Here is a 26,277-nt window from a genome sequence, read left to right as displayed (position 1 = left end):
CTAGTCATCTGAATCTAAAGTTCGCCACATAATGTGCGTTCTGCGGTCTGGCAGAAGCGCTTGACCGAGGCGAGGATCTCGTCTGCCGACTTTGTCCATCGGTACGGCTTTGGGTTCTGATTGTGACGTTCGATGAAGGTTCGGATGTCCTGCTCCAGTTCGCTCGTGGAGGTATGAACTCCGCGGCGTAACTGCTTGCGGGTAAGCTCGGCAAACCAGCGTTCGACCTGGTTGATCCAGGATGCCGAGGTTGGCGTGAAATGGACATGGTAGTGCGGGCGACGGGCGAGCCATGCCCGGACCAACGCGGTCTTGTGAGTGGCGTAATTGTCCATGATGATGTGGACATCGAGGTCGCGCGGTACCTGCGCGTCGATCTGTTTGAGGAAGTCGAGAAACTCGGTGGCGCGGTGACGCTTGTAGCATTTGCCGATGACAAAGCCCGAGGCAATATCGAGCGCTGCGAAGAGTGAGGTCGTGCCATGACGGACATAGCTGTGCGTGCGGCGCTCCGGCATGCCAGGCATCATCGGAAGGACCGGCTGCTCGCGATCGAGAGCTTGAATCTGGCTCTTCTCGTCCACGCTGAGCACCAACGCTCGGTTGGGCGGCGACAAATACAGACCGACGATATCGCGGACCTTGTCGACGAACAGCGGATCGCTCGACAGCTTGAACGTCTCCGAGCGATGCGGCTGAAGTCCGAAGGCGGTCCAGATGCGTCGGATCGTCGTGTGTGAGAAGCCAGTTTCTCCTGCCATCGAGCGGATCGACCAGTGGGTCGCGTCATCGGGCTTTGAACGCAGCGTCCGCTCGATCACGGCCGCCACCTGATCGTCCGCGATCGATCTGGGCCTGCCTGGTCGAGCCTCGTCCAGCAGCCCTTCGATACGATCCTTGAGAAAGCGCCGGCGCCACTTGCCGACGGTGTGCTCATGCACTCCCAACTCCGCCGCTACGACCTTGCTTTGGATGCCGTCCGCGCAGCGTAGGATGATCCGACACCGCTCCGATATCGAGCGGGATACCCGCCGCCGCCGGACCTGCCGCTCCAAATACTCACGTTCTTCAGGCTCCAAAACCACCGGTGCCGTCGGCCGTCCGCTCGCATTCGCCATGCTGCGCTCCTCTTGTCGCACACACAACATACAATGAAGCTTACTTTAGTTCCAGATGACTAGGGCGTAAACTCATAAACCGGATTTTCGGCTATCTTGCGGTTCCTCTCCCTGGATCCGTCGTCCCGGACTTGATCCGGGACCGCTGTCCCTTTTTCAGGCGCCAAGCCAGCAGCAGGGCGCGACTCGGCCAGCGGTTCCGGATCGAATCCGGGACGACGGTCTAAGCTATCGCTTCGAATGTCTCACATGAGCGGGAAAGACGCCGAGGCGAGACGATTGCCGTTGAGGGCGGGAGATCTACTGTAGCTTTTCTCTTCGACCAACTCCGAGGCGAGCAGCGCGTTGATCTGCCGCTTGATCGCGGCCCGCTCGTCGTTGACCTGATAGACGGAGCGCGCGAGTTCCACGAACTCCGGTCCGAAATCCGCCTCGCATTCCTTCACGCGGATCGCATCCTCGATCTGCCAGAGATCTTCGTTGACCTGCCTCAGCGCTTCCACAAGCTCGATCACGTCCAGTCTCGCGAGCACCGTAGCGGCGATTTCGGCCAACGCGGCATGTTCCCGTTCCACGTTCGCGCGCGCCTCGGGCCGGTCGATCCGGCGCCGCTTGATCTCGAGTATGGACAGCTTGTCGAGCAATTCGCCCCAGGATATCGGAACTTCGGGAACGGACAGGCCAGTCATGTGAAACTCCTTGCGTCCAAAGCGTGGCAAGCGGAAAGATCGTGCGTGACGCGCGCCATGACCGTCTTCCAGTCGCCCGCGCGGGGCTGCCGGTAGAGCTTCATGTGCGGATACCACGCGCTGCCGGCGCCCTCGGCAGGCCAGCGCCAGTCCGGTCGGGCCTTGAGCAGCAACCAGGTGGGTTTCTGAAGCGCCCCGGCAAGGTGGGCGATCATGGTGTCGACCGTTATTACCAGGCTTGCCTCGGCGACCAGCGCCGCCGTCGCGCCCATGTCGAGGGGACAGCCTAGCCGGTTGATGACATCGAGTTCGCTCGGCTCGGCCACGAGCGTGATGCAAGGCGCAAGCGCGCATATCGGTGCGAAGAGACCTTGAGGAACCGAGCGCTCGCCGTCCCAGCCACCGGCCTGGTGGCAGATCGCGATCGTCCCTGGAGGCAGGATTGCGCGAGGAGCGTTCAGATAAGGCGGCGGCGCCAGTTCGGGCGGCGCCCGCAAGGCGAAGTCGAGTTCGGTGATCTCCACGTCCACCTCGCCGCAGGGGATGGGGTGCTGCTCGTCGAAAGCGACGACTTCGATCGGCCACCCTGCTGCGCGGATCAGATCGACGAGCGAGCGCTGCACTTCCAGAGTGACGCTGGCGGCGCGCTGGGCAAGCAGCGGAAGGAAGCGGGCGAACTGCAAGGTATCGCCGAGGCCATGGTAGCACCGCACCACGACGCGCCTGCCCGCAACCGGGCGCCCGTCCCAGACCCATCGCTGGTGATAGGGGAGGGCGGCATCGTCGCGGGTACCAGGATCCCGGCTATCCAGAACATGCCCGGCGATGGTCCAGGCCTCGTCGTAGCGACCGGCGCGCATCGAGGCGATCCATTGAGCATGCAAATCGATCATCGAGCGTCTATGTCGCCGAAGCCGCAGCGGGTTCCGCATCCCGGCATTGCAACCGCCTGCTATTGCCTGAGGTTAAGACTGGCCGGGTCCCGGCGGGGCGCTCCGCGCCGGTTGGAACACTTCCCGAAACAGCGTCGTTGCCCTGTAAAGCCGGCTCCCAAGCACGGCCAATTTGTCATGATTTCTGCCGAGGAGAGCCTCCGGTGACATCGAGCATAGCGCCGTCGCAATGAAGGTCGGCATCCTGACCTTCCATCGCTGCATCAATTACGGATCGTACTGGCAGGCACGCTGTCTGGCCGAAGGTCTGCGGGCACAAGGATACGACGCCGAACTGCTCGACCACGACGATCCTCATGTCAGGCGCGCGGAGTGGCGCTGCGCGTTCCAGCCCAAGCTGCCGATACGGGTGGGCCGTGCCGATCTTGCCCGCTACGGCGTCAAGGCCCGATCCTTCCTGGAGGCTTTCGAGCGGCTGCCGCTGTCACCGCGTTTCCCGCTGGACAGCCCGGAGCGGGCGGGAGATTACGACGCGGTGCTGGTGGGGAGCGACGAAGTCTGGAATTTTCGTCACCCCTGGTACGGCTTCAAGTCCATCTTCTTCGGCGACGGTATCCAGACGGGACGGCTCGCGGCCTATGCCGCGAGCTTCGGAAATCACGACGCCGATCATGGCATCGATAGAAGCTGGGCAGCCAAGCTCGATAGGTTCGCGGGCCTTTCCGTTCGCGACGAGAACAGCCGCCGTCTGGTGAGCGACAGCACGGGTCGCGACCCTCGGGTCGTGCTCGATCCGTGTCTTCAGTTCCCGCCGGAACCGGCCGAGGGCGCCGACGAGGAAGCGCCCTATCTTCTCCTTTACGGCCACGGGTTTCCGGAGTGGTTCGGCCGGGAAGTGCGCGGCTGGGCATCGCGCAACGGCCGGCGCGTTATCAGTATCGGCTATTTCAGCGAATGGGCGGATGAGCAGCGGATCGAGGCCTCTCCGCGCGACTTTCTCCACTTGATGGCGGGAGCGGACGCGGTGGCCACGAACTTCTTCCATGGCTGCGTGTTCGCGCTGCTTTTCGCCCGGCCCTTCGTCACCGCGCCGTCGGCCTACCGCGCGAACAAGATCAACGACCTGACCCGGCTTCTTGGTGCCGAACGGCATGTGGTAGGGCCGCAAACCGCATCATCGCATTACGAGACGCTGCTGGGAGAGGCGGTATCTCCGGTCATCGGCCAACGAATAGCGGCCCGGCGCGAGCAGTCGGCGGCCTATCTGGCACAAGTCCTTGGGTAACGGGTCGCTCAGCCCCCGGGACGTGGCGCGCGCAGGTCTGTGCATCGGCTGCGGCGCCTGCGCGGCGGGACGCGGGGCGATGGGGTGGGACGCTTATGGGCAGTTGAAACCGCGCGGCGACTGGGCGCGGCGCAGCGCTCCCGACTTCACCCGCATATGTCCTTTCTCGCCGGAGGCAGCTGACGAAGACGCGATCGCCCGGAATCGCCTGGGCATCTCCCGCCACCACGACGGACGGCTTGGGCAGTTCGAGACCGCCTACGTCGGCCATGCCGCGCAAGGCGGCTTTCGCGAGATCGGCAGTTCCGGCGGCATGGTGACATGGGTGGCCGATGAACTGCTGGCGCGCGGACTGGTGGACGGTGTCGCCCATGTCGTACCCGCGGATCCTCAAGCGGACGGCCGGTTCTTCGCCTACCGCATTTCGCGCAGTGCCGAAGAGCTTAGAGAGGGTGCCCGGTCGCGCTACTATCCGGTGGAAATGTCGGGCGTTCTGGAGCAGATCCGCTCCGAACCGGGGCGCTATGCCGTCGTGGGCGTACCCTGCTTCATCAAGGCGGTGCAACTGCTGAGATTGCAGGACCCGATCCTGCAGGAGCGGATCGCCTATACGCTGGGACTGTTCTGCGGGCATATGAAAAGCGCCCGCTTCGCCGAGAGTTTCGCGTGGCAACTTCAGGCGCCGATCGGGGATGTGCGTGCCGTCGAATATCGCCGCAAGGATCCCGGCCGCCCGGCGAACTGGTACACCGCCCACCTGACGCTCGCGGACGGGAGTGCGCGGTGGCAGGACTGGTGGCACCTGGCCGATGGCGACTGGGGGGCGGGCTTTTTCCAGAATTCGGCCTGCGACTATTGCGACGACGTGGTGTCGGAGACGGCAGACATCGCCTTCGGCGATGCCTGGGTGGAACCGTACAGTTCCGACGGCAGAGGAACCAACGTGGTGCTCGTCCGCAATCCCGATCTCGGAATTCTGGTCACACAGGCCATGGCCGATGGGCGGCTCGCGCTGGAGGAAGTCGATGCCGAATTCGTCGCCCAAACGCAGGCCGCCGGTTTCCGTCATCGGCGGGAAGGGCTGGCCTACCGGCTCTGCTTCTCGCCGCCGGCCCTGCCGCTGAGCAAGCGGGTGACGAGGTCGCGGGATCTGCCGCTGCGCCGCAAGCTCGTCTACCGCATGAGGCGCAGGATCGCGGCTGACGGGCACAGGGTTTTTGCTTTGGCGCGGTCGGCGGGCATGCCGTGGCTCTACTTGCGCTGGGCGCGTGCTTCAAAGCATGTCTACGAGGCACTGACCTATCTGCGCGGGCCGCTCGGCAGGCTTCTCGCTCGCTTCGAAGGGGGCGCGGACGCGCGCTGATCTGGCGGACCCTGCGCCAGCTTGAAGTTCCCACCCGATCCAAGGCCCTGTCTTTCAGTGTGTTCCGACCGGAAGCACGATCTGGAGCCGTAAAAGCGTGTCCTCATCCTGTCGCGTTCTGCCTTGTCCCCCTGCAATCGCGCTTGACATTGGATCCAATAGGGAGATTATTGGATCCAATAACAGCCTAAAGGAGTGGATTATGGGCATGGCAACGGATAGCGCGATCAAGGATGCGGCGCCGAAAAGTCCCTGGCCCAAGAACGCATGGTACGTGGCCTGTACCCCCGACGAAATCGCGGAAAAGCCGCTGGGACGGACGATCTGCGGCGAACGTATGGTGTTCTTCAGGAGCGGCGACGGCGCGCCCGCAGCGCTCGAAGATTTTTGCCCGCATCGCGGCGCGCCGCTGTCGCTGGGGTTTCAGCGGGAAGGCCGTCTGGTCTGCGGCTACCATGGCCTGGTGGTTGACTGCCGCGGCAAGGCTGCGGAAATGCCCGGACAGAAAGTCGGCGGATTCCCGGCCAGCCGCCATTTCGCTACGATAGAGCGCTACGGCTTCATTTGGGTCTGGCCTGGCGACCCTGAAACGGCGGATCCCAGCAAGCTCCATCACCTTGAATGGGCCGAGAGCCCGGAATGGGCTTATGGCGGGGGCTATTACCATATCGCTTGCGATTACCGGCTGATGATCGACAATCTGATGGACCTCACGCACGAGACTTACGTCCATGCCGCCAGCATCGGCCAGAAGGAAATCGACGAAGCGCCCGTTCGCACCCGCGCGGATGATCACGAGGTCGTCACCAGCCGCTACATGGACGGCGTGAAGGCGCCGCCGTTCTGGCAGATGGCGCTCCGCGGTGCCGGACTTCCGGAAGATTCGACGGTCGATCGCTGGCAGGTGTGTCGTTTCTCGCTCCCCAGCCATGTCATGATCGAAGTCGGCGTCGCTTTGGCCGGGCAGGGCGGCTACGAAGCGCCGGACGAAGCCAAGGCGTCCAGCATCGTGGTGGACTTCATCACCCCCGAAACCGAGACCAGCCACCATTACTTCTGGGGCATGGCCCGCCGCTTCGCCGTGGACGATCACGCCTTGACCCACACGATCCGCGAAGGACAGGGCAAGATCTTCAGCGAAGACCTCGACATGCTGGAACGGCAGCAGGCGAACCTCCTGCGCTGGCCCGAACGCAGGCTGCTGAAGCTCAACATCGATGCGGGCGGCGTGCGTTCGCGCATGATGATCGAACGGACGATCGCCGCCGAGATCGCGGCAGAAGGCGAGAGCCCACTTGTGGAAGAGCCGATTTCCGGCGTTTGACACGGCGGCCGGGGCCGCCGAAAGCAGGGCATGGAAAATGAAGGCCTTTCCTTGTCGCAAGAGCGTCGGCGGCTGAAGCCTGGCCGGCATGTGATCATTTCGCTGCGGCGGATGATCGCGGAAGGCACGCTCCGTCCGGGCGAGCGGATCGCGGAGATCGCGACCGCCGAAGCGCTGGGCGTGTCGCGAATGCCGGTGCGAACCGCACTGCGGGCGCTGGAAGCGGAAGGTCTGGTCGAGAAGCTTGGCGCGCGCGGTTACGCGCCGCGAGCGATCAGTGCCACCGACGTGACCGGCGCCATCGAGGTTCGCGGCGTGCTGGAAGGCCTGGCCGCGCGACGTCTCGCCGCTCGGGGCCTGACCGTGGCGGAAGAAGCGCGTTTCGCGCAATGTCTTGCCGAAGGTGCGGCGATCTTCGCCAAAGGCACGCTGGATCGCGGGGATCTGGACCGCTTCCATGACTATAACCTGGCTTTCCATACGCTGATCGTGGAGGCCAGCGGCAATCCCTCGATCGGCCGTGCGCTGTCCCGCAACGACAGCCTGCCGTTCGCCTCCGCCACGGCGCTGACCCTCGAACAGGAACCGCCGACCGAGTTCGCACATCTGCAAGCCGCTCATGAGCAGCATGTGGCGGTACTCGCTGCGATCCGCCGGATGGACCCCGAGGCGGCCGAGCGGGCGATGCGGGAACATGCCTTGGCGGCCCTCGGCAGCGAACGCCTGTTTCGCCGCTTTTCCCGTGAGGAGATCACGGTCTCGCCCTGATGGCGGCGTCCGGAACCTGAGCGGACGATGCGCTTTGGTGTTCCTGTCGGCGCAGGACCCGCGCCCAGGGAGAAGCCATGAGCAACGCGTCCGATACGCCGTCCGGCAATCCGCTCCACGACCTCGCTGCCGGCCTGGGCGTTGCGCGGAATTGGAGAGGCGCTGATGGCAACGATAACATCGTGGCGGACGAGACCCTGGTCGGGATCGTCACGGCCATCGGCTATCCTGCTTCCTCGGTCGGCGACATGAGCGAAAGCATGGAGCGGCTTCGCGCCGAATTGCAGGCCATGCCCAGGCTCCTGACGGCCGAAGTGGGGAAGGCGACGGCGCTCCCACCGGTACTTGCCCATGCCACGCGTGCCGAACTGGCGCTGGAACATGGCGACGCGGTGCAGGACATCGCCATCGAAGCAGGGCGCCTGCCTCCCTTGCACGAGCCGGGTTATTACCACCTGCACATAGCTGGCCACACGATCAGGCTGGCCGTGGCTCCGCTGCATTGCTTTTCGCTTGGGCACCGGGAGAACACCGGGCGCTGCTGGGGACCGGCGATACAGATACCGTCTCTTAGGACCGGGCGGCCGGGACCTTTCGGAGATCTGGGCGACCTGGACGAAGCCGTCCGGTCGTTCGCCAAGGCCGGTGCGGATGTCGTGGCGATCAGTCCGCTGCATGCGATCTCGTCTCATGCTGGCCGCGCGTTCAGCCCCTACACGCCGTCCAGCCGGCTGTTTCTCAACACGGCACTAGCCGCTCCGCAACTTGCCGGGCTACCGCCTTATGCGACAGGCGACGACGGCGCATTGATCGATTGGCAGACTGCGCTTCCGGAAAGGAGGCAGGCGCTTCGAAGACTCTTTGCGGAACTGGACGAGAGCGACCGCCAGCGCGTCGCGGCATGGGCGCGCGGGCAACGCGAAGCTCTCCAACGACACGCCCTGTTCGAAGCTCTTTCGTCATGCTTCGGCGGTGACTGGGGGAAATGGCCGAGTGCGCTTCAAGACGCGCGCAGTTCGGAAAGTGCCCGGTTCGCCGCCGACAATGCCCGGGAGATCGCCTTCCACGTCTTCGCGCAATGGCTGACGCGCCGATCGCTGGACGCGGTTCAATCGGCAGCGCGCGAGGCTGGAATGGCGGTCGGGCTGATCGGAGATCTTGCTGTTGGCATCGACCCTCAGGGCAGCGACGCCTGGGCCATGCAGGAGAGCATCCTTTCAGGCCTCACGATCGGTGCGCCCCCCGATCCGCTCGGCCCTGATGGACAGAACTGGGGGCTGACGGCCTTCTCGCCTCGCGGACTTGCGCAATCCGGCTTTGAACCGTGGCTGGCGACCTTGCGGGCCACTCTGCATACCGGCGGAGGCATGCGCATAGACCATGCTTTCGGACTTTCGCGGCTCTGGGTCATCCCGGAGGGTGCGCCGGCATCGCAGGGGGCCTATCTGGCATACCCGTTCCGCGACATGATCCGCTTGATAATGCTGGAATCGCACCTGTCGCAGGCGCTGATCATCGCCGAGGATCTCGGGACGCGTCCGCCTGGCTTCGATGAGGAACTTGCTGGCCGGGACCTGCTGGGCATGCGTGTGCTCTGGTTCGAGCGATCGGCGGATGGGCAATTTCGTTCGCCCGCCCAGTTCGAGCCGGCGAGCGTCGCCATGACGAGCACGCACGACACGCCCACTGTCGCGGGTTGGTGGAGCGGCCGCGATATCGACTGGAACGAGCAGCTGGGGAGGGGTGAGGAACTCGGCGCACAGCGCAACGCGCGAAGCCTCGATAGAACCAGGCTATGGCATGCGCTTGGCGGCGATGCGGATCAGCCGCCCCCGAGCGCACCCGGGGCGGTGGTGGACAAGGCCATATCCCACGTGGCCGGGTCGAAGTCCGATCTCGCGATCGTCGCCCTCGAAGACTTGCTCGGCATCGAGGAGCAGCCCAACATTCCGGGCACCGTCACCACGCATCCGAACTGGCGTCGGCGGCTTGCCGGCCCCTTGGACAGGCTTATCGTAGAAAAGCAGGTCCAGGCCCGGATAATCACTTTGAACGGGCGCAAGACCGATGAACGCAGGGCACAGGATCAGCCCGGCAGGCCGCCGGTCTGACGCAAGGCCTCGCCCAACGCCAGCGCAGCCGAGGTGGCGAGGTTCATCGAACGGACTTGCGGCCGCATCGGCAGGCGCACGCGCGCATCGCAGCTATCCGCGACGGCCAGCGGCACACCTGCGCTCTCCTTGCCGAACAGCAGGATGTCGCCAGGAGCGAATTCGAACGCATAGGCGGACTCGCTGCTCTTGGTCGTGAAGAGAACTAACCGGCCGGCGCCGATGGTCTCCTTGAAGGCCGCGAAATCGCAGTGGCGTGTGACGGCGACGTGATCGATGTAGTCCATGGCGGTGCGGCGCACCCGGCGGTCGTCCCACTCGAAGCCCATGGGCTCGATGAGGTCCACGTCCGCCCCCATGCAGGCGGCCAGCCGCAGGACGGCGCCGACGTTTCCAGCGATTTCGGGTTCGAAGAGAGCGATGCGCATCCTTGCTCCTTGGCGCGCGGGCATGCCTCATGCAAGCCCGCATCGACATGCCGCCATGGCTGCGCGGAGCAATCATGGCGGCCGAAGTGCCAGGCGAAAGCCGGACGAGCAGTCGCTTCAGGTCAGAAGCGGAAGCGGACGCTCCCCTGAACCGTGCGGGCCAGGGTGCGAACGCCCAGCGGCAGCAGGTTCTGGCTGCCGTGATAGCGGAAGACGTCGCTACCCAGGATGTTCGATGCTTCGACCGACAGGGTCATGAACGTCACCGGCGTGAAGTTCACGGCGGCGTCCAGGCGATCGGTTGCGCCGTAGTAAGGCGAATACATCGCGCGGTCGTCGCCTTCGCCGTCCAGCCAGAAGCCCGAGCGGTACGACGAACGGTAGTTGTAGGCAACGCGCGCGCTGAACTTCGGCGTGTCGTAGAACAGCGTGGCGTTGGCCGTCCACTTGGAGGTATTCGGAGAGTCGAACTCGCCGGGGAAGCTCTCTTCGTCGTCGTACTCCACGCGTGCCTTCAGGATGTGCGAGGCGTTGAGGCTGACGCCGAAGTTGCTGAGCACACCCGGCAGGAAGTCGAAGAAGGACTGCACGGTGCCTTCCAGGCCGATGAAAGTGCCGTCGCCGGCGTTGCGTTCCTGCTCTATGTATCCGAAGGCCGCGCCGTAATCGGCCACGTTGATGCCATAAGCGGCCATCTGGGCGGCGGAGGCCTGCTCACGGCTGTAAAGCAGGAAGCCGGTGGCCTTCTTGTAGTAGCCCGCGAACGAGATCTGGCCGCCGCGACCGAAGTAGTATTCGGCGCTGACATCGAAGGCACGTTCACGCTGGGCCTTCAGCTCAGGGTTGCCTGCATAGACGACCGGCGGATTGGCTGTGGTGTTGAGCGAGAAGAACGGCCGCATCGAATAGAAGTTCGGGCGCTGGACGTTCGTGCTGTAAGACAGGCGCAACTGAGCCTTGGGCGTGAAGTGGATGATGGCCGAAGCGCTGGGCAGGATATCGGCGTAGTTGCCCGATCCCTCAGCGGCCTCGATGATTTCCTGGTTGCCGTTCGCAGGCGTTCCGGGGCGATAGCCGAAGCTGCTCGAAGTGCCCCAGGTGTTGGTATAGCGCACGCCCACCAGGCCATCGACCGGGACGGTGCCCATATCGAAGCCGTAGGCGAGTTGGGCATAGGCGGAAAAGTTCTTCTCGTTCGAGCTGAAGGTCTGGCCCTGGTCGCTCGGCGGATAGATGCTGGAAAAGCGCGCGGCATTGTCGGGGTTGTACTGCCGGATGAAGGCGCGCACCTCGTCGATGTGGCTCAGGACCACGGAGCCGGGAATGCGATACCACTGCGCGGTCGAGCCGCTGATGTCCGGACCGACCAGCGAAGCCGTGTCGTATCCGGGGAACAGGCTGAGCGGGGCCGGCTGGTCGTTCACCTCGGGCAGGCCGTCGCGATAGCCGTAGTACCGGCTGGTGCGGCGCTGGTTGTAGCGGCCTCCGACCTGCAGGCTGCGCAGCAGCGAGGTGTCGCTGAGCTGCAAGGTCAGGTCCGATTGCGCTGCGAATTCCTTGTTCTTGGAACCACCGCGATTGTCCTGGAAGCGCTGCACGCCGTAGCTGGAGAGGTCGGTCACATCGACACCATTGAAGGTGATCGACGGCGCGCCCTTGCTGTAGACGTCCGAGGCGAAGTCCACCGAGGCGGATGTCAGACCCTGAGGCCTCAGGATGCTCTCTACGAAGTAATTGCCTTCGTTCGACCAGTTGTACTGCACGCTGCTATTGATCTGCACCTTGTCCGAATGCCAGTGGGCTTCGAAGTTTGTGGTGTAAAGATTCGTGTGCAGCGAGTTGTACTGCGAATCTATGCCGGCATTGATGCCGTTCGGATTGCTGATCGTCAGCGACCGCACCGTGCGGCCGTCCGGCTGAAGGACGATATCGCTATAGCTGCCCGTGCCGATATAGGGCATGTCCTGAACGTAAAGGCGTTCCACCGAACGCTTCTCGCGTGACCCGATATAGCCGCCTTCCAGCACGAAATCGAGCTTGTCGCTGGGCTTCCACTGGAGCACGGCATTGAACGAGGGGCGCTTCACATTGCCCTGCTCGATACCGTATTGCGCACGGTACGGGATGACGATGGTATTGCCGCCGATTACGGTTTTCGTGGGCGATTCACTGTCGATGTAGTTCTCGCGGTAGTTCGTCTTGGTCCACGAGCCATTGAGCAGGAAGCCGATCTCACCTATACCGGTCTCGAAGCGGTCGGCGATCAGTAAACTGCCGTAAGGACTGACCTTTTCGGACTGATCGTCATAGGAACCGCGAAGGCTTCCCGCGACGGTGAGACCCTTCTTCATGTCGAAGGGGCGGCGCAGTTCGACGTTGACCGTACCAGCGATGCCGCCTTCGACCTGGTCTGCCGAGCGGGTCTTGTAGACATCGACCTGCTTCAAAAGTTCAGCCGGAATGTCGGACAGGCTGATCGCGCGCCCGTCGCCGAGGTTGGTGTTGTTGCCGTTGAGCGTCGTCTGCACCTGATCCAGGCCGCGGATGGTCACGCTTTGGCCCTGGCCGCGCGCGCGGTCGATCTGGACGCCGGTGACGCGAGAAAGTGCTTCGGGAACGTTGTTATCGGGCAACTTGCCGACATCTTCCGAGACCACGGAATCGACGATCTGCTTTGAATTCTTCTTCTTGGTCGCGGCCGCCTCGACGCTCCCGCGCACGCCGGTCACTACGATGTCGGCTTTGGGGGCATCGGACTGGTCTGACAATTCGGAAGCTGCTCCGATCTGCCCTTGTGCAAAGGCAGGCGAAACGAGCGCGACTGCGAAAATCGAGCTAAGCGCCGTCGAAAGCTTCAGAATTTTAAGTGATGTCATCGCAAAACCCCCTGTTTTGATCCCCGGCACCCTTTGACGCGATGCCCTGTTTATATCGTATACGTCCTACGATCGCTGTATCGAGTCAAGGCAATTGTGACGGATCAGCAATATTTTTGTCTGACTAAAGGGCAGTGGGTGAAAGATCTGAAAAGCGCGTACGACAAAGGGCGCAGGTTCATGACCCGCACCCCTTTCGTTGGCCGTCCCTCCTCAAGAACGCAGGCGGATGCTCGGCTCTCTTACGAGCAGTTCTGGGGAGGCGCACCGTCGCTGCGGATATGAACAGGCGCGGGAGCGGGAGCATCTACCTCCCACTCCTGCACGGCCAGAGCGGCATGGGTCTTGCCGTCCGTCGAAGCTTCCATCACGGCGCGCAGGCAGCGTGTCGTGATCCTATCAAATGAGACGTTCTGAAAAGTGCCCGGATCGGTTCCGTAAGAACTAGGGTTTGGTACCGGCTTCCACCCGCGCTTGCCTGCGGAACTCCAGTATTCGAGATGCCACTTCGCAGGCGGCGCAACGCCGACACCCGATCCGGCGGGCTGGTCGTTCCAGAACCAGATACGCGACGCGTTGATCGTCACTGGCTCGTCCCACCGATACTCGATCCACTGGCTGGGCGGATTGTTCGGAGACCAGCTGCCCCACATATCAGGTGGGAGAGGCGCTTCCTTGACGACCCCGTTGTTCAGCGCCTTGATCCAGAACTGCACCGGCAGCGGGTCGTTGGAAGAGGTTGCCCACGCGGCTCGCGCGATGTTCCGGCTGGGAGCCGGTGCGGGCAGGGGGCGCCGGGTCGGCTCCACGGGACGGATCCGGGCCGGCGTGACGCTGTCGTCCCACGCCATCTTGTCCAGCGCGACGCTGCGGCGGAAATGGCCGCCGCCCTTGGCGTCGGCCGTGTGATAGGCGAAATACCACTGACCGCCGAACTCCACCGCGCCCGGATGAGAGGTGGTGGAGGATACCGGCTTGAGCACGACGCCTCGATAGGTCCACGGCCCCATCGGCGACGGCGCGCTGCCATAGGCAATGCAGGCATGGTAGACTGCGGGAGTGCACTCGGAACCGGGTCCTGCATTGTTGCCGGCATAGAGCATGTAGTACGTGCCCTTGCGCTTCATGATCCAGGGCGCCTCGAAGAAGCCGGTCAGGCCGGTGATGGTCTGCTGGGGGCCCTTCGGCGTGATCATGTCACGGGCCAGTTCCATGCCCCGGACCTGACCAAAGGTACCCCAGTAGATGTAGACCCTGAAGTCGTCGTCGATCAGTACTGTCGGGTCGATGTTCTGGATCTTGTTGGCGACGGGAACCTTCTGCGAGATGATCGGTCCGGAGGGGTGAGCATCGCGCCACGGACCGAGAGGACTTTCCGCGACGGCGACACCGATGGCGAATCGATCTTCAGCGTCGCTGTTCTTTTCCAGCACCGGCGCGTAGAAATAGTACCGCTTCCTCCCGTCGGGTCCCTTCGGCCCTTCGACGATCTGTCCGGCATAGGCGCGCGCCTTTTCCGCCCAGGAAAAGACGTTCTCCGGCTTGATGATCGCCGGATAGTGCGTCCACTTCCCGGAGGCGGGGTCGTCCGTCTTCAGCAGTTGCCACTCCGGCATGATGAAGTCGTTGACGTCGCTGGCCGCTTCGTCGCGTCCGGTCAGGATCCAGAGCTTGCCATCGGCCACGAACGGAGCGGGATCGGTCGAGTAGAAGTCCCCCTCGGCCAGTATGGGATTGCCCAGAACTGTGATTTCGCGGCTGACGGGAGCCGCGTCCTGGGCGTGGGCGACGAAAGCAGATGCACCCACCCAAAGTCCGCCAATTGCCCGCATGACCCGTTGCCGGTTCGACTTTGCCAGTCCGACTGCATTTCCTGCGCGGCCCACCCTGTGCATAACGATACTCCTGTCGAATATCGTATACAATGGCCGTACTCCGGCTCTTTCGTCAATGGGTTCCCATCGGAAGACATCGGCTCGCCGTCAGATGCAGCGATCCAGAGAACTGATTATATATCGTATATTGTTCTTGCTTCCTGAACGCTGGAGCGGCATGACAATGTCGTCTTTCCGAAACAACCGAGCGAAATGTTGCCGTGCGTGCTTCGATCCTGCCTCTGGCGAAATCCATCAGTCTCGTCGCGCTGGCATGGGCAGGTCTGTCCCAGCCGATCGCGGCGCAAGTGCGGGCTCCGGCAAGCGTCGCTGCGGTGCCGAGCATCGAACAGCGCTATTCGGATGCCGAGAAGTATCTCGGGCCCGCCCTTGGCGATCTGATCGACAACGCCGATATCGTCCCGCGTTTCGTGGAAGGAGGGCTGTTTTATCGAACCGGGAACCGGCTCGACCAGCGCTATCTCTTCCTGGCGCTTCCCGGAGAGCAACCGCGAGAGATCACGTCCACGGCCACGCTGCTCGCGGCGCTCTCTGCCGCGAAGGGGGCTGTGGTCACAGTGGACGAAGCGCGCATAGCCGAAGTGGACTACGACCCCGGCAAGAACGAAGTCCGTTTCCGCGCGTTCGACGGCGCTCTCTGGAGCCTCGATACTGCGGGCAGGGCTGTGCAGATGGAAAAGGCGGACCACAAGGAAGTCGATCTTCTTTCGCCTGACGGCAAGACCAGAATCGTGGCGCGGGGTTACAACCTTCATGCCGTGGATATCGCCAGTGGCAAAGAGGTCGCGCTTACCACCGACGGTACAAGGGAGCAGCCCTATGGCCGTTCGATCCCGCAACTCGCCGACATCCTGCGCGAAGGCACCGAAGAACCGGTCATGCCGGTTTCGGCGCAATGGTCGCCCGATGGGCGTTATCTCCTGACGTGGCGGCTCGATACCCGCGACGTCAAGAAGCTCTCGATCACCCAGCAGAACCCGCCGGGCAGCCTCTATCCGCGCAGCTTCAGCTACATATATCCGCTGGCCGGCGCCGAGGAGCTGCCGCAGGCGGCACGTCTGGTGATCGACGTGAAGGACGCGATGAAGACCGGCAAGGCCCGGATCGTGCCGCTGCAGGTGCCTTCCGAGTCCATCCTCTATCCCTCGCCGCCGGACATGGGCTGGCAGGACGGCAAGGTCCGCATGCTCTGGACCGAGCGCGGGTACAAGCAGCAGGCGGTCTATCTTGCCGATCCGGCGACGGGCGCGGCCAGGATCGTTGCCCATGAAGCGGTGAAGCCGGTAGTCACCGTCACCTCCAGCATGATCTTTCCCTCGCCGGAACTCGGCGGCGAACTCTCGATCTCCGAGCGCAGCGGCTGGGCCCAGCTCTATCTCGTCACGCCGGATGCGCCGGACGGGGGGCGTGCGCTGACCACGGGCGAATGGGAAGTGCTCTCCGTCGATAACGTGGCGCAGGACAAGTCCTCGCTCATCGTTACGGGTGTCGGGCGCGAGAAGTCACGCAATCCTTACTGGCGCGCGCTTTATCGCGTGCCGGCGCAGGGCGGGGAACCACTCGAACTCACGCCCGAGCCGCTGGATCACGATGCCTCGGTCTCCCCGGACGGCAAGTGGATCGTCGATCAGATGTCCAGCCCGACATCGCCCACCCGCGCGGTTCTGCGGGACGGCGCGACCGGCAGGATCGTCAGGGAACTGGCCCAGGCCGACGACAGTCGCCTGCGCGCGACCGGCTATACCCAGCCCGAGCCGTTCCAGGGCTTGGCAGCCGATGGCAAGACGCCGATCTACGGCATGATCTTTCGTCCGGCGAACTTCGATCCGAAACGGCGCTACCCGATCATCGACAACGTCTATACCGGACCGACGACGACCGACGTTCCCGCGACCTGGTCGGAGGCCCGCCGCGTCGCCGGCAACAGCGTGGCGCAGATCGGTGCCGTCGTCGTCATGATCGACGGCACCGGCACCTCGCGGCGCGGACAGAAGTTTCGCCTGCCTGCCTTCCAGAACCTCGGTGAAGTGGGGCTGGACGATCACATCGCGCTGATCCGGCAGATGGCCGCGAAGTACCCCTATATGGACGTGAACCGCGTCGGCGTGTTCGGCGGTTCGGCAGGCGGCTACGACACCGCGCGTTTCGTCCTGCGCCGGCCGGACTTCTTCAAGGTGGGCGTCTCCTCTTCGGGTAATCACGACCTCAGGCTCGACAAGGCCTGGTGGCCGGAAGTCTCGATGGGGTATGCCGACGAGGCGACCTGGCAGCGCAATTCGAACATGACGGTCGCCGGCCAGCTCAAGGGGCACCTGCTGCTGGTCCACGGCGACATCGACGACAACGTGCCGGTCACCGAAAGCTATCGCCTTGCCAAGGCGCTGATGGATGCCGGGCGGGACGTCGACCTGATCGTCATGCCCAACGCCACCCACAACGTCTACCGCCCGTTCTTCTGGAAGAAGCTGCGCGACTACTTCACCCAATATCTACTCGGCGAAACGCCGCCCGCTCTCGGCCCTGTCAAGGTGGCCGCTCCTGCTGCCAAGACAGCCCCGTAATCTCCCGCGAGGACATGACATGAAGCGCCTTCTGAAGCCCCTGCCGCTCGTTGCCCTGGTGCTCGGCACTCTCCCGACCCTGCTGCCTGCGACGGCCGCCTACGCCGAGGAAGGCGAAGCGCAGAAGCCGAAAAAGGTCTTCCCGCCGATCCAGCAGACCGCGATGCAGACCCCTGCCTTCGACCTGGCATTGCGGGCCGACACGCAGACGCTGTCGCACCTCTCGCCAAAGGGCGACGGCGCCTTCGACTTCGTTCCGGCCGGGCGAGAGGCGGAGCGTGCCGGCGACGGCTACGTCCACATCGGCGACATTCATATTCGCCTCAAGACGGCGGGAACCGACTGGCAGGACTTCTCCTCCGCCCATGCCCGCAAGCAGATCGCCGCGCTGACGACCGCTCCCGGCGTGCTCGCCGCAGCCGACATCACCGCTTCGATGGGCGCGGGTATCCCGCTGCGCGTCGAGCGCCGCTGGGTGAACGAAGCGGGCGTGCTGGCCCTGCGCTTCACTCTCGTCAACACCGGCAGCGAGGCTGTCGAGATCGGCGGGCTCGGCATGCCCATGGTGTTCGACAACATCATTCTCGACCGCGACCTCGACCAGGCGCATGCCCAGGCGAGCTTCGTCGATCCCTATATCGGCCGGGACGCGGGTTACCTTCAGGTCACGCGGCTGAACGGACAAGGCCCGGCCCTGCTGGTGCTGCCTGAAAAGGGAACGCCGCTGGAAGCCTATCGTCCCGTTCTGGAAGCGCGCGCCGCACCCAAGGGCGACATCTTCACCGACAGGAGCCAGCGCAGCCAGGTCTCCGAAGGCTTCTACGACTGGACCGTGGCCAGCAAGGGCTTTGCCGAGAAGGAATGGGCCAAGGCGGGCCAGCAATGGAACGAACCGACCAGCATCACGCTCGCACCGGGTGAGAGCCGCACGATCGGGCTGCGCTTCGTGACTGCGCCCAGCATCCGCGCTATCGAGGACACGCTCGTCGCCAACAAGCGTCCCGTCGCCGTGGGCATCCCCGGCTATGTCGTGCCCACCGACCAGACCGCCAGCCTCTTCCTGAAGACGCCCAGCAAAGTCGCGAAGATCGAATCCTTCCCCGCAGGCGCTCTCACCGCGACCTCCGAGAAGAGCGGAAGCGACTGGGCGCGCTATCGGATCAAGGCCTCGGGCTGGGGCCAGGCCCGCCTGACCGTCACCTATGCCGACGGGCAGAAGCAGACCGTCAGCTACTACATCACCAAGCCGCTGGAGCAGGTCATGGCCGACATCGGCCGCTTCACGACGACCGAGCAGTGGTTCGAAGGCAAGAACGATCCCTTCCACCGCAGTCCTGCGATCCTCTCCTACGACCGGGAGGAGAACAAGATCCTGACCCAGGACGGCCGCGTATGGGTGGCCGGCATGAGCGACGAGGGCGGCGCCGGATCGTGGGTGGCAGCGATCATGAAGCAGCTCGACAATCCGAACCCCGAGGAAGTCGCCAAGCTGGAAACCATGGTCAACCAGACGGTTCTCGGCCACCTCCAGGTGAAGGACGGGCCGCAGGCGGGCGCCGTGAAGAAAAGCCTCTTCTACTACGAGCCCACCGAGTTCCCGAACTACTATGATCCCGGCATCAACTGGAAGAACTGGACGGCCTGGTCGAAGAAGGATTCGAACGACCTCGGCCGCTCCTACAACTACCCCCACGTCGCCATCGGTCACTGGGTGCTCTACCGCCTCGCGCGGGACAACCAGGGGCTGGTCAAGCAGCACGATTGGAAGTTCTACCTCGAGTGGGCCTACCGCACCTCGGTCGCGATGATGCGCGATGCGCCCTATTACGCGCAGTTCGGCCAGATGGAGGGCGATATCTTCCTGGACGTCCTGAAGGACCTGAAGCGCGAAGGCCTGACCACCGAGGCCACCGAAATGGAAGGCCTGATGAAGGGCCGCGCCGATCACTGGCGCACGCTAAAGTTCCCGTTCGGCAGCGAAATGGCCTGGGATTCGACCGGCCAGCCGGAAGTCTACGCCTGGATGCGCTACTTCGGTTATCAGCCGCAGGCGGACATCACCCGCGAAGTGATCCTCGGCTATGATCCGACGATCCCGAGCTGGGGCTACAACGGCAATGCCCGGCGCTACTGGGACTTCCTCTATGGCGGCAAGGTCTCGCGCATCGAGCGGCAGATCCATCACTACGGCTCCGCGCTCAATGCCGTGCCGCTGTTCGACGCCTATCGCCAGAACCCCACCGACCTGCACCTGCTGCGCGTCGCCTATGGCGGCATGATGGGCGGGATCACCAATGTCGACCAGAAGGGTTTCGGCTCCGCCGCGTTCCACGCCTGGCCGGACATGATGAAGTGGGACGCCATCACCGGAGACTATGGTATGGGCTTCTACGGCCACGCCATCACTTCGGCGACTTATGTGGTGAACGACGCGAAGTTCGGCTGGCTGGGCTTCGGCGGAGATCTCACGGCGAAGGGCGGCAAGGTTCGCGTCGAACCGAAGGACGGCGCCCGTCGCCGTCTCTTCATCGCGCCGGCCGGCCTGTGGGTCACGCTGGAAGCAGGACGCATCAAGAGCGCCGATTATGACGCGAAGACCGGCAAGGTCGTGCTCACCCTCGATCCGGCCTCGACCGCTGCGCCGACCGCGCGCCTGCTGTTCGAAACCACCACGGCCGGCGGCAAGACTTATGCCGCGGATGCGGGCACGGCGGATCGCGGCGGTTACGCCATCCCGCTGGGCAGCGGCGAAACCACCGTCACCTTGAGCCCGCGTTGACCATGAAGGCGATCTTCCCACGATCCGCGCTTGCAGTTCTTCTTTCGGGAGCGACGCTCGCTGCCGTTCCCGCTTTCTCGGCACCCGTCCTCGCGCAGGCGCCGGGCAAGGAAGCCTGCACCGCCGGAGACTGGAAGGTCGCCGCCACCGATCCCTCGGACGCGGCCAATTCCGCGCTTCCCGTCCAGATGGAGAGCGCGCATTTCGCTCTCCATTGGAAGCCGGGAACGGTGGAGCCTGCGGTCGCCCAGGCTGCCGCCCAGTATCTGGAGTATGTCTGGACCTATTTTCTGGACACGCTCAAGTTTCCCGAGCCGCATTGCGGCTCGGCGGCCAAGTTCAAGGTCAACGCCTATGTCGGAGTAGGCTACGGCTTGACCGGCGGCGCGGACGAACTCGGCCACATGGGCATGTGGATCGACCCTGCCGCGCTGAAGGATCGCTTCGGACTGGCTCACGAACTGACTCATGCACTCCAGGCCGCCACGGGCCGCCTGATGGACTCGCCCTACACCGGCTGGCTGTTCGAGAGCCATGCCAACTGGATGACGGTGCAACTGCCGGAATTCCGCGAAAATACGCATTGTTCGGTCCTGCTCAAGCAGTACCCGCACCTCTACTACGGCTCTACCCGCAGCCGCTATTGCAACTGGCAGTTCCTGGAGTACCTGAAAGACACCTACGGGTTCGAGGCGGTCAACGCGATCTGGCGAACCGCACCAGGCAAGCAGGATCCGGCGCGGCTCACCGCCGATCCGTTCAGCGTGCTCCAAGCCAACCAGGGCTGGAGCCAGGCCAGGCTCAACGACGTGTTCGGAGATTGGGCGCTGCATAATGCCAACTGGGATTATACGAACCCGGACGGCAGCGACCAGGGTGCGGTGTTCCGGCGCAACTACGGATCCTACGACCAGACCACCGATGCGAACATCCGCTCCGCCACGGTGCTCGACCCGATCGACCTGAAGCGCCGCCGCTTCGCCGTGCCGGAACTCTGGGCACCGCAGCGCTGGGGCTACAACGTGGTCAAGCTCCATGCGGATGCTGGCCGCGACAATGTGACGGTGACCTTCCGCGGCGTCGTCCAGCAGAACAGCGCTGCCGCCTCGATGCCGGGCCTGGCCGACGAACCGGAGACGGTGCCGCCGCCGGCATCGGACTGGCGATGGGGCGTGGTCGCGGTCGGCGCCGACGGCAAGAGCCGTTATACCCCGCTCCAGCGCGGCGCAAAGGGAGCTGCCACGATCGCGGTATTGTCGGGTGACACCGGGTTGTATCTGGTCGTCATGGCTACGCCTTCCCAGATGCAGAAGATCCGCTGGGACCAGCCGTATTATTCGATCTACCGCTATCCGTGGATGGTCCAGTTCGACGGCGCCATGCCGGATCGCTGGCAGCCTGGCGCGCCCGACGGCATTCCCGGTGGTCACCGCCATCCCAATGGCGGCGGCTGGGTCGGCCCGAATGCCGAGGTTGCGAAAGAAGCCTATGTCGGTCCCTATGCGCGTGTGATTTCCGGCACCGTAGCGGACAGGGCGCGGATCGAGGACCACGCCGTCGTGATGGACAAGGCGCAAGTGCGCGACGACGCGGTGATCTCCGGGTTGACGGTACTGCGCGGCGACACCGTGCTGAAGGACAAGGCGCGGGCGGCGACCTCCATGCTGGCCCTTGGCGAATACGACAAGGGCATCGTTCTTTCGGGAACGGCACGCAACATCGGCGACGTAGAGCAACGCGGCGCGTCCGCTTCCCGCGGCGTGTTCTATGGTTTCGTCGATCCGGAGACCGTCAAGGACGTGAAGCATGGCGCCGGTCTTTCAGCGCCGGTGCGGGAAGTCACCGCCAAGCCGGGGTATCGCTGGATCTTCTAGCCGCACGGTTGAACCCGATTTTCGGCCGCCGGAATGGGTGCTCCCAGCTTTTGCCATCACATTGCGGCAGCGAGGAGTGTGCCTAAAGCGCAACGCTCCTCCGAAATCCTTTCGAGATATTGCGACTGTCTCGCATTATCGACTAAGGCGCCCCCAAGAGCCTGAGGCTGGCAAGGGAACGCACAATGAATCACATCCGCAAACTCGCGCTTAACGGCGCCGCAATCGCCGCCCTGGCATCCGTTCCAACCGTCGCTTTCGCCGCCGACGAAGCGGCCGAGGATGCTGCCGCGAGCGGCGATATCCTCGTCACCGGTTCGCGCGCCATCACGAAGACCGATACGCCGCCGATCGAGGTGCCGCAGCCGGTCACCGTCATCACGGCGGACCAGTTCGTGTCCCAGGGTGCAATCAGTATCAGCGACACCGTGAAATACGCCGCCGGCGTGCTGGCCAACCCCTACGGCCGCGACACCCGCTTCGATGGCTTCACCATCCGCGGCATCGAAGCGCTCCAATACCGTGACGGCATGCGCGACATCTTCTCGTTCTACGCCAGCATCACGTCCGATCCCTACAATTTCGAGCAAGTCGAAGTCGTTCGCGGCCCGGCTTCCGTGCTCTATGGACAAGGTTCGATCGGTGGTCTCATCAACCTCGTTTCCAAGACCCCGACCTTCCAGACCGGCGGGGAAGCGAACCTGGTCTACGGCAGCTACGACCGCAAGGAAGCGATGGGCGACGTCAACCTCGCCCTCACGGACAATCTGGCGATCCGCGCCGTCGCCCGCGTGCGCGATGCCGACACCTATGTGGACCATGTTCCCGACGACCGCGTGATGTTCGCGCCGTCGATCCGCTGGCAACCCACGCCCGACACCGATATCGTGCTGAACGGACTGTACCAGGAGGACGATACCGGTTCGACCTCGCAGTTCCTGCCGATCGTGGGCACGTTCCGGCCGAACCCGAACAACCCGGGCGGCAGGCTCGATCGCTATACTTTCGTCGGCAAGGCAGGATGGGACCGGTACAACGGACGCTCGCTCCAGGGCGGCGGCGCGATAACCCACAAGTTCTCCGACAACGTGCGCGTGAGCCTGAAGGCCCGCTACATCGACAGCGACCTCCAGTATTTCACGCATTATGCCGACAGCTACACGAATCCGTTGGACCCTTATTCGGTCTACGGCACGGATGGCCGCACCATCAAGCTGACGGCGGATGCCAGCGATGCGCGGATGAACGTGTTCTCGACCGACAACAACGTCCAGTTCACCTTCAACACCGGCGCCAATATCGAGCACAAGCTGCTGGTCGGCCTGGACTACAGCTGGAACAAGGTCGGCAAGCGCTATGCCGATACGACCGGTGTGACCGAATTGGTCGATCTCTACGACATCGATTACGACGCCCTGCTGACGTATACACCGTCCGGTCCCTACAGCTATGACAGCCAGAAGCAGTTGGGCATCTATGTGCAGGACCAGATCCGCTTCTTCGACCGCGTTTCGGTGGTTCTGGGTGCCCGTCGCGACCGGGTGACGTCGTCGGCCGGAAGCAAGGACAAGGCCACCACGTTCCGGGCGGGCATCATCGGCGAACTGGTCTCCGGTTTCTCGCCTTTCTTCAGCTATACCGAGAGCTTCCTGCCGATCGCCGGAAGGATCCAGCTCCCCGGCGGCATCCCGAGCGACCCTTACAAGCCGCAGACGGGCAAGCAGTTCGAACTGGGCTTCAAGTGGCAGCCGGAACAGCACACGCTCGTCACCGTCACCGCTTTCGACATCAAGGAGCGCAACCGCGTGCTCTACGGTTCGGAGAACTCCACGACCCAGGCCGGCGAACTGAAGACCAAGGGTGTCGAGGTGGAAGCCAGCTACACCCTGCCGGACGATTTCGAGCTGCTGCTCAACTACGGCTACAACAAGCTGAAGTCGGAAGTGAACACGAACCTGGATTACATGCCGCGCCACATCGCCTCGGCATGGTCCACCAAGACCTTCGGCGTCTCGGACGGTGCGAAATTGCGTCTCGGCGCGGGTGTCGTCTATACCGGCAAGAGCATTTCGACCAACTCGCTCTGGTCGATCGTCACCCCCTCGCGCACCACCGTCGATGCGCTGGCGGAAGTGACTTGGGAAAACTGGCGCTTCTCGATCAACGCCACCAACTTGCTGAACAACAAGTTCTACGCCTCTTGCCTGGCACGCGGTGACTGTTTCGTGGGCGCGCCCCGCAACGTGATGGGTACGCTGGGCTTCCGCTTCTGATCGGATCGCTTCGCCTTGCGCTTTCCCTGGGGCAGCGCAAGGCGGGGCATCCCGGCGGCTTGCGCTTATGCGCCAGGTCTATTTACCGCTACCCCGATAGCGCAATTGAAACCTCGATCCGAGCCGAGCATTTTCCAAGGGAAGATGAGGAGACTCGGTGGTGGCAAACGAATGCATCGCGTATCGTGATTCCAAGGGCGGGCTTCATGGTACGGCCGAGAAGGCGACGCTGGAGGACTTGGCTGCGGTCTTGGGCCGTGTAGGAGACGAAGGCGGCATGACGGCGGGCGTCGCGCGGATGATCTTCGACAAGCGCGCCGAAATCGAGCGTGTCTTCGCGGAGCATGATGCCATCATCGCCTCTGCCGACAGTCGCCGGCCCGAGGAAGCAGGAGCGTCTGCTCCGGTGCCGTCGGCGCAGATCCATGTCGTGAACGGAGCCGCGTGAGCCTGCTCGCAACGGTCCACATCCATCCCGAGCGAAGTCAGCTCTGGGGCTGAAGCCCGTCGATCTTCCAAAGGATCACTTGCGCTCCCGCCCCCGCCGCTCGGGCAGGCCGGCGCTATTGCTCAGGTCTTCGGCGGAAAGTTTGCGCCAGCGTTCCAGGCGTTCGGTGTCGAGCGTGCCCGTTTTCACGGCCGCCTGGATGGCGCAGCCGGGCTCCTGCTGGTGGCCGCAGTTGGAAAAGCGGCATTCCTGGGCGAGAAGCGCGATATCGTCGAACACTTCCGCCAGTCCGGTCGCCACTTCGGCCAGCTTGAACTCGCGCATGCCCGGCGTATCCATCAGCCAGCCGCCGCCCTCCAGCCGGTGCATTTCGCGCACCGTGGTCGTATGGCGGCCCTTGCCGTCCTGCTCGCGGACGGCCTGGGTGACGATTCTGTCCGATCCGCGCAAGGTGTTTACCAGCGTCGATTTGCCGACACCGGACGATCCCATGAGCGCCACCGTCTCTCCCAGCGCGCAGCGCTCGGCAAGATGCGCCGCGCTTTGGGGATCCTTGGCATTGATCATCTCGATCTCGAGGTCCGGCTGCAGCTCCAGCGCGGCCTGGCGGAAGCTGCCCGGATCTTCGGCCAGATCAATCTTGGTCAGGATCAGCACCGGCCGAACGCCCACTTCGCGCGCCAGCACGAGGTAGCGCTCCAGGCGCGGGATGTTGAAATCCTGATTGCAGGAGGTGACGATGAACAGCGTATCGACGTTCGCAGCCATCAACTGGACGCGCCTGTCGTTGCCCGGCGCAGGTCGCTTGAACAGGCTGGCGCGCTGGAGGAGGCGCAGCGCCTCGTGATCCTCGCGCCCGACGAGCAGCCAGTCCCCCACGGCTGGGCGATCTTCGGGGTCACGCGATCCCGGCCCGCCCGGTTCGGGGAGCCGCGACGAGATCAGGCCTTCGAACGTCGCTCCCATGACCGAAACCAGGCCGCGATAGACTGCCATGACCCGGACCGGCAAGGTGGTGCGCAGTTCCTCTTCCGTCACCTGACTGCTGAAGAACGGGCTCCAGCCGAGATCCGTAAGCGAAGGGAGAGGGGCGTCCATGAAGTGCGAAAGGGCTTTCCTGAGGATGGTGTGGAAACGACCACGCGCCGCGGGTTCGGCGGCTCCGTCGTCGATCGGCACCGGATCCCGATCGCGCATACACACCATTGCAGGCCTTGACTATGCCCTTTGCACGGCGATGATCCCGGGCGCGAGGTGAAATCCGCGATCCGCACGGCGCGTTTCAGCCCGGCTTTGAGGGCAGCACCTATTCCTCTGCGCCCAGATGGATGGCGAGCCAGATGGTCGGATCTGCCGTATAGGTCACCCGGTGCGCCGCGCCCGCCCGGATCAGCAGGCCTTCGCCGGGACCAAGCCGCCGCCCACCGAAACCGTGCAGTTCCAGTTCCGCCTCCTCGCCGGCAGCAGAACCCGTTCGTCCCAGCCTTGCACATAGGGCTGCTCGGGAGGCGTCGTGTGGCCATGGGACTTGATCCGCTCCACCCGGATACCGGGACGGGCGCGCGTCTTCGCAGTGAGCAACGCTGGACTGC

17 protein-coding genes are annotated in these 26,277 nt (G+C 63.9%); 10 read left to right on the top strand and 7 right to left on the bottom strand.

Annotated features, from left to right (window positions below; genetic code table 11):
* Positions 1-14: 14 nt before the first annotated feature.
* From L284_RS36675 to L284_RS36665, 3 genes are all read right to left on the bottom strand, one after another.
* Positions 15-1,118, bottom strand: a complete 1,104-nt coding sequence (locus tag L284_RS36675; RefSeq protein WP_031341929.1) for an IS630 family transposase — start codon at positions 1,116-1,118, stop codon at positions 15-17.
* A gap of 245 nt (positions 1,119-1,363) precedes the next feature.
* The gene (locus L284_RS36670) at positions 1,364-1,807 is read right to left on the bottom strand and encodes a DUF6165 family protein (RefSeq protein WP_021234323.1); all 444 of its coding nucleotides are present in this window, start codon (positions 1,805-1,807) and stop codon (positions 1,364-1,366) included.
* The gene (locus tag L284_RS36665; protein WP_021234322.1) at positions 1,804-2,700 is read right to left on the bottom strand and encodes a glycosyltransferase family 9 protein; all 897 of its coding nucleotides are present in this window, start codon (positions 2,698-2,700) and stop codon (positions 1,804-1,806) included. Before L284_RS36665 ends, L284_RS36670 begins: the two co-directional genes overlap by 4 nt.
* Before the next feature lie 229 nt (positions 2,701-2,929).
* Here L284_RS36665 and L284_RS36660 point away from each other — a divergent pair, with 229 nt between their 5' ends.
* From L284_RS36660 to malQ, 5 genes are all read left to right on the top strand, one after another.
* Positions 2,930-3,985, top strand: a complete 1,056-nt coding sequence (locus L284_RS36660) for a polysaccharide pyruvyl transferase family protein (protein ID WP_021234321.1) — start codon at positions 2,930-2,932, stop codon at positions 3,983-3,985.
* Positions 3,978-5,348 (top strand): Coenzyme F420 hydrogenase/dehydrogenase, beta subunit C-terminal domain, encoded by a 1,371-nt coding sequence (locus tag L284_RS36655; protein ID WP_031342282.1) that lies wholly within the window; start codon positions 3,978-3,980, stop codon positions 5,346-5,348. Before L284_RS36660 ends, L284_RS36655 begins: the two co-directional genes overlap by 8 nt.
* A 208-nt stretch (positions 5,349-5,556) precedes the next feature.
* Positions 5,557-6,672 (top strand): aromatic ring-hydroxylating oxygenase subunit alpha, encoded by a 1,116-nt coding sequence (locus L284_RS36650; protein ID WP_052018400.1) that lies wholly within the window; start codon positions 5,557-5,559, stop codon positions 6,670-6,672.
* 51 nt (positions 6,673-6,723) lie between these two features.
* Positions 6,724-7,440: a GntR family transcriptional regulator gene (locus L284_RS36645; RefSeq protein ID WP_235054373.1), complete on the top strand. Its 717-nt coding sequence runs from the start codon at positions 6,724-6,726 to the stop codon at positions 7,438-7,440.
* A 77-nt stretch (positions 7,441-7,517) separates the two neighbouring features.
* A complete protein-coding gene (malQ, locus tag L284_RS36640) occupies positions 7,518-9,551 on the top strand; it encodes a 4-alpha-glucanotransferase (protein WP_021234317.1) in 2,034 nt (677 codons plus the stop codon).
* Here malQ and L284_RS36635 read toward each other — a convergent pair.
* The 3 genes from L284_RS36635 to L284_RS36625 form a co-directional block, all read right to left on the bottom strand.
* Complete coding sequence (locus L284_RS36635; RefSeq protein ID WP_021234316.1) at positions 9,527-9,979, bottom strand: tRNA (cytidine(34)-2'-O)-methyltransferase; 453 nt, start codon at positions 9,977-9,979, stop codon at positions 9,527-9,529. The genes malQ and L284_RS36635 overlap by 25 nt on opposite strands.
* A 122-nt stretch (positions 9,980-10,101) precedes the next feature.
* Positions 10,102-12,855 (bottom strand): TonB-dependent receptor, encoded by a 2,754-nt coding sequence (locus L284_RS36630; protein WP_021234315.1) that lies wholly within the window; start codon positions 12,853-12,855, stop codon positions 10,102-10,104.
* 242 nt (positions 12,856-13,097) lie between these two features.
* A complete protein-coding gene (locus tag L284_RS36625) occupies positions 13,098-14,663 on the bottom strand; it encodes a family 43 glycosylhydrolase (RefSeq protein WP_021234314.1) in 1,566 nt (521 codons plus the stop codon).
* Positions 14,664-14,950: 287 nt separating this feature from the next.
* Here L284_RS36625 and L284_RS36620 point away from each other — a divergent pair, with 287 nt between their 5' ends.
* The 5 genes from L284_RS36620 to L284_RS0124255 all read left to right on the top strand — a co-directional run bounded on the left by L284_RS36620 (position 14,951) and on the right by L284_RS0124255 (position 24,685).
* Entirely contained in the window at positions 14,951-17,311 is a 2,361-nt protein-coding gene (locus L284_RS36620; protein WP_021234313.1) for a S9 family peptidase, read from the top strand.
* Between the two features lie 19 nt (positions 17,312-17,330).
* Positions 17,331-20,090 (top strand): DUF5695 domain-containing protein, encoded by a 2,760-nt coding sequence (locus tag L284_RS36615; protein WP_021234312.1) that lies wholly within the window; start codon positions 17,331-17,333, stop codon positions 20,088-20,090.
* 2 nt (positions 20,091-20,092) lie between these two features.
* On the top strand, positions 20,093-21,964 hold the full coding sequence (locus tag L284_RS36610) for an Svx/AvrXca family virulence/avirulence protein (RefSeq protein ID WP_021234311.1): 1,872 nt from the start codon (positions 20,093-20,095) through the stop codon (positions 21,962-21,964).
* Between the two features lie 185 nt (positions 21,965-22,149).
* Positions 22,150-24,237 (top strand): TonB-dependent siderophore receptor, encoded by a 2,088-nt coding sequence (locus L284_RS36605; protein WP_021234310.1) that lies wholly within the window; start codon positions 22,150-22,152, stop codon positions 24,235-24,237.
* 160 nt (positions 24,238-24,397) lie between these two features.
* On the top strand, positions 24,398-24,685 hold the full coding sequence (locus L284_RS0124255) for a hypothetical protein (protein ID WP_235054372.1): 288 nt from the start codon (positions 24,398-24,400) through the stop codon (positions 24,683-24,685).
* 75 nt (positions 24,686-24,760) lie between these two features.
* Here L284_RS0124255 and rsgA read toward each other — a convergent pair whose 3' ends face one another.
* Positions 24,761-25,882: a ribosome small subunit-dependent GTPase A gene (gene rsgA / locus L284_RS36600; protein WP_021234308.1), complete on the bottom strand. Its 1,122-nt coding sequence runs from the start codon at positions 25,880-25,882 to the stop codon at positions 24,761-24,763.
* Between the last annotated feature and the right edge of the window lie 395 nt (positions 25,883-26,277).

The organism is Novosphingobium lindaniclasticum LE124, from assembly GCF_000445125.1.
GTDB classification, from domain to species: Bacteria; Pseudomonadota; Alphaproteobacteria; order Sphingomonadales; family Sphingomonadaceae; genus Novosphingobium; species Novosphingobium lindaniclasticum.
The sequence above is the reverse complement of the archived record's forward strand: the minus strand, read 5'-3'. Positions and strand labels throughout refer to the sequence as shown.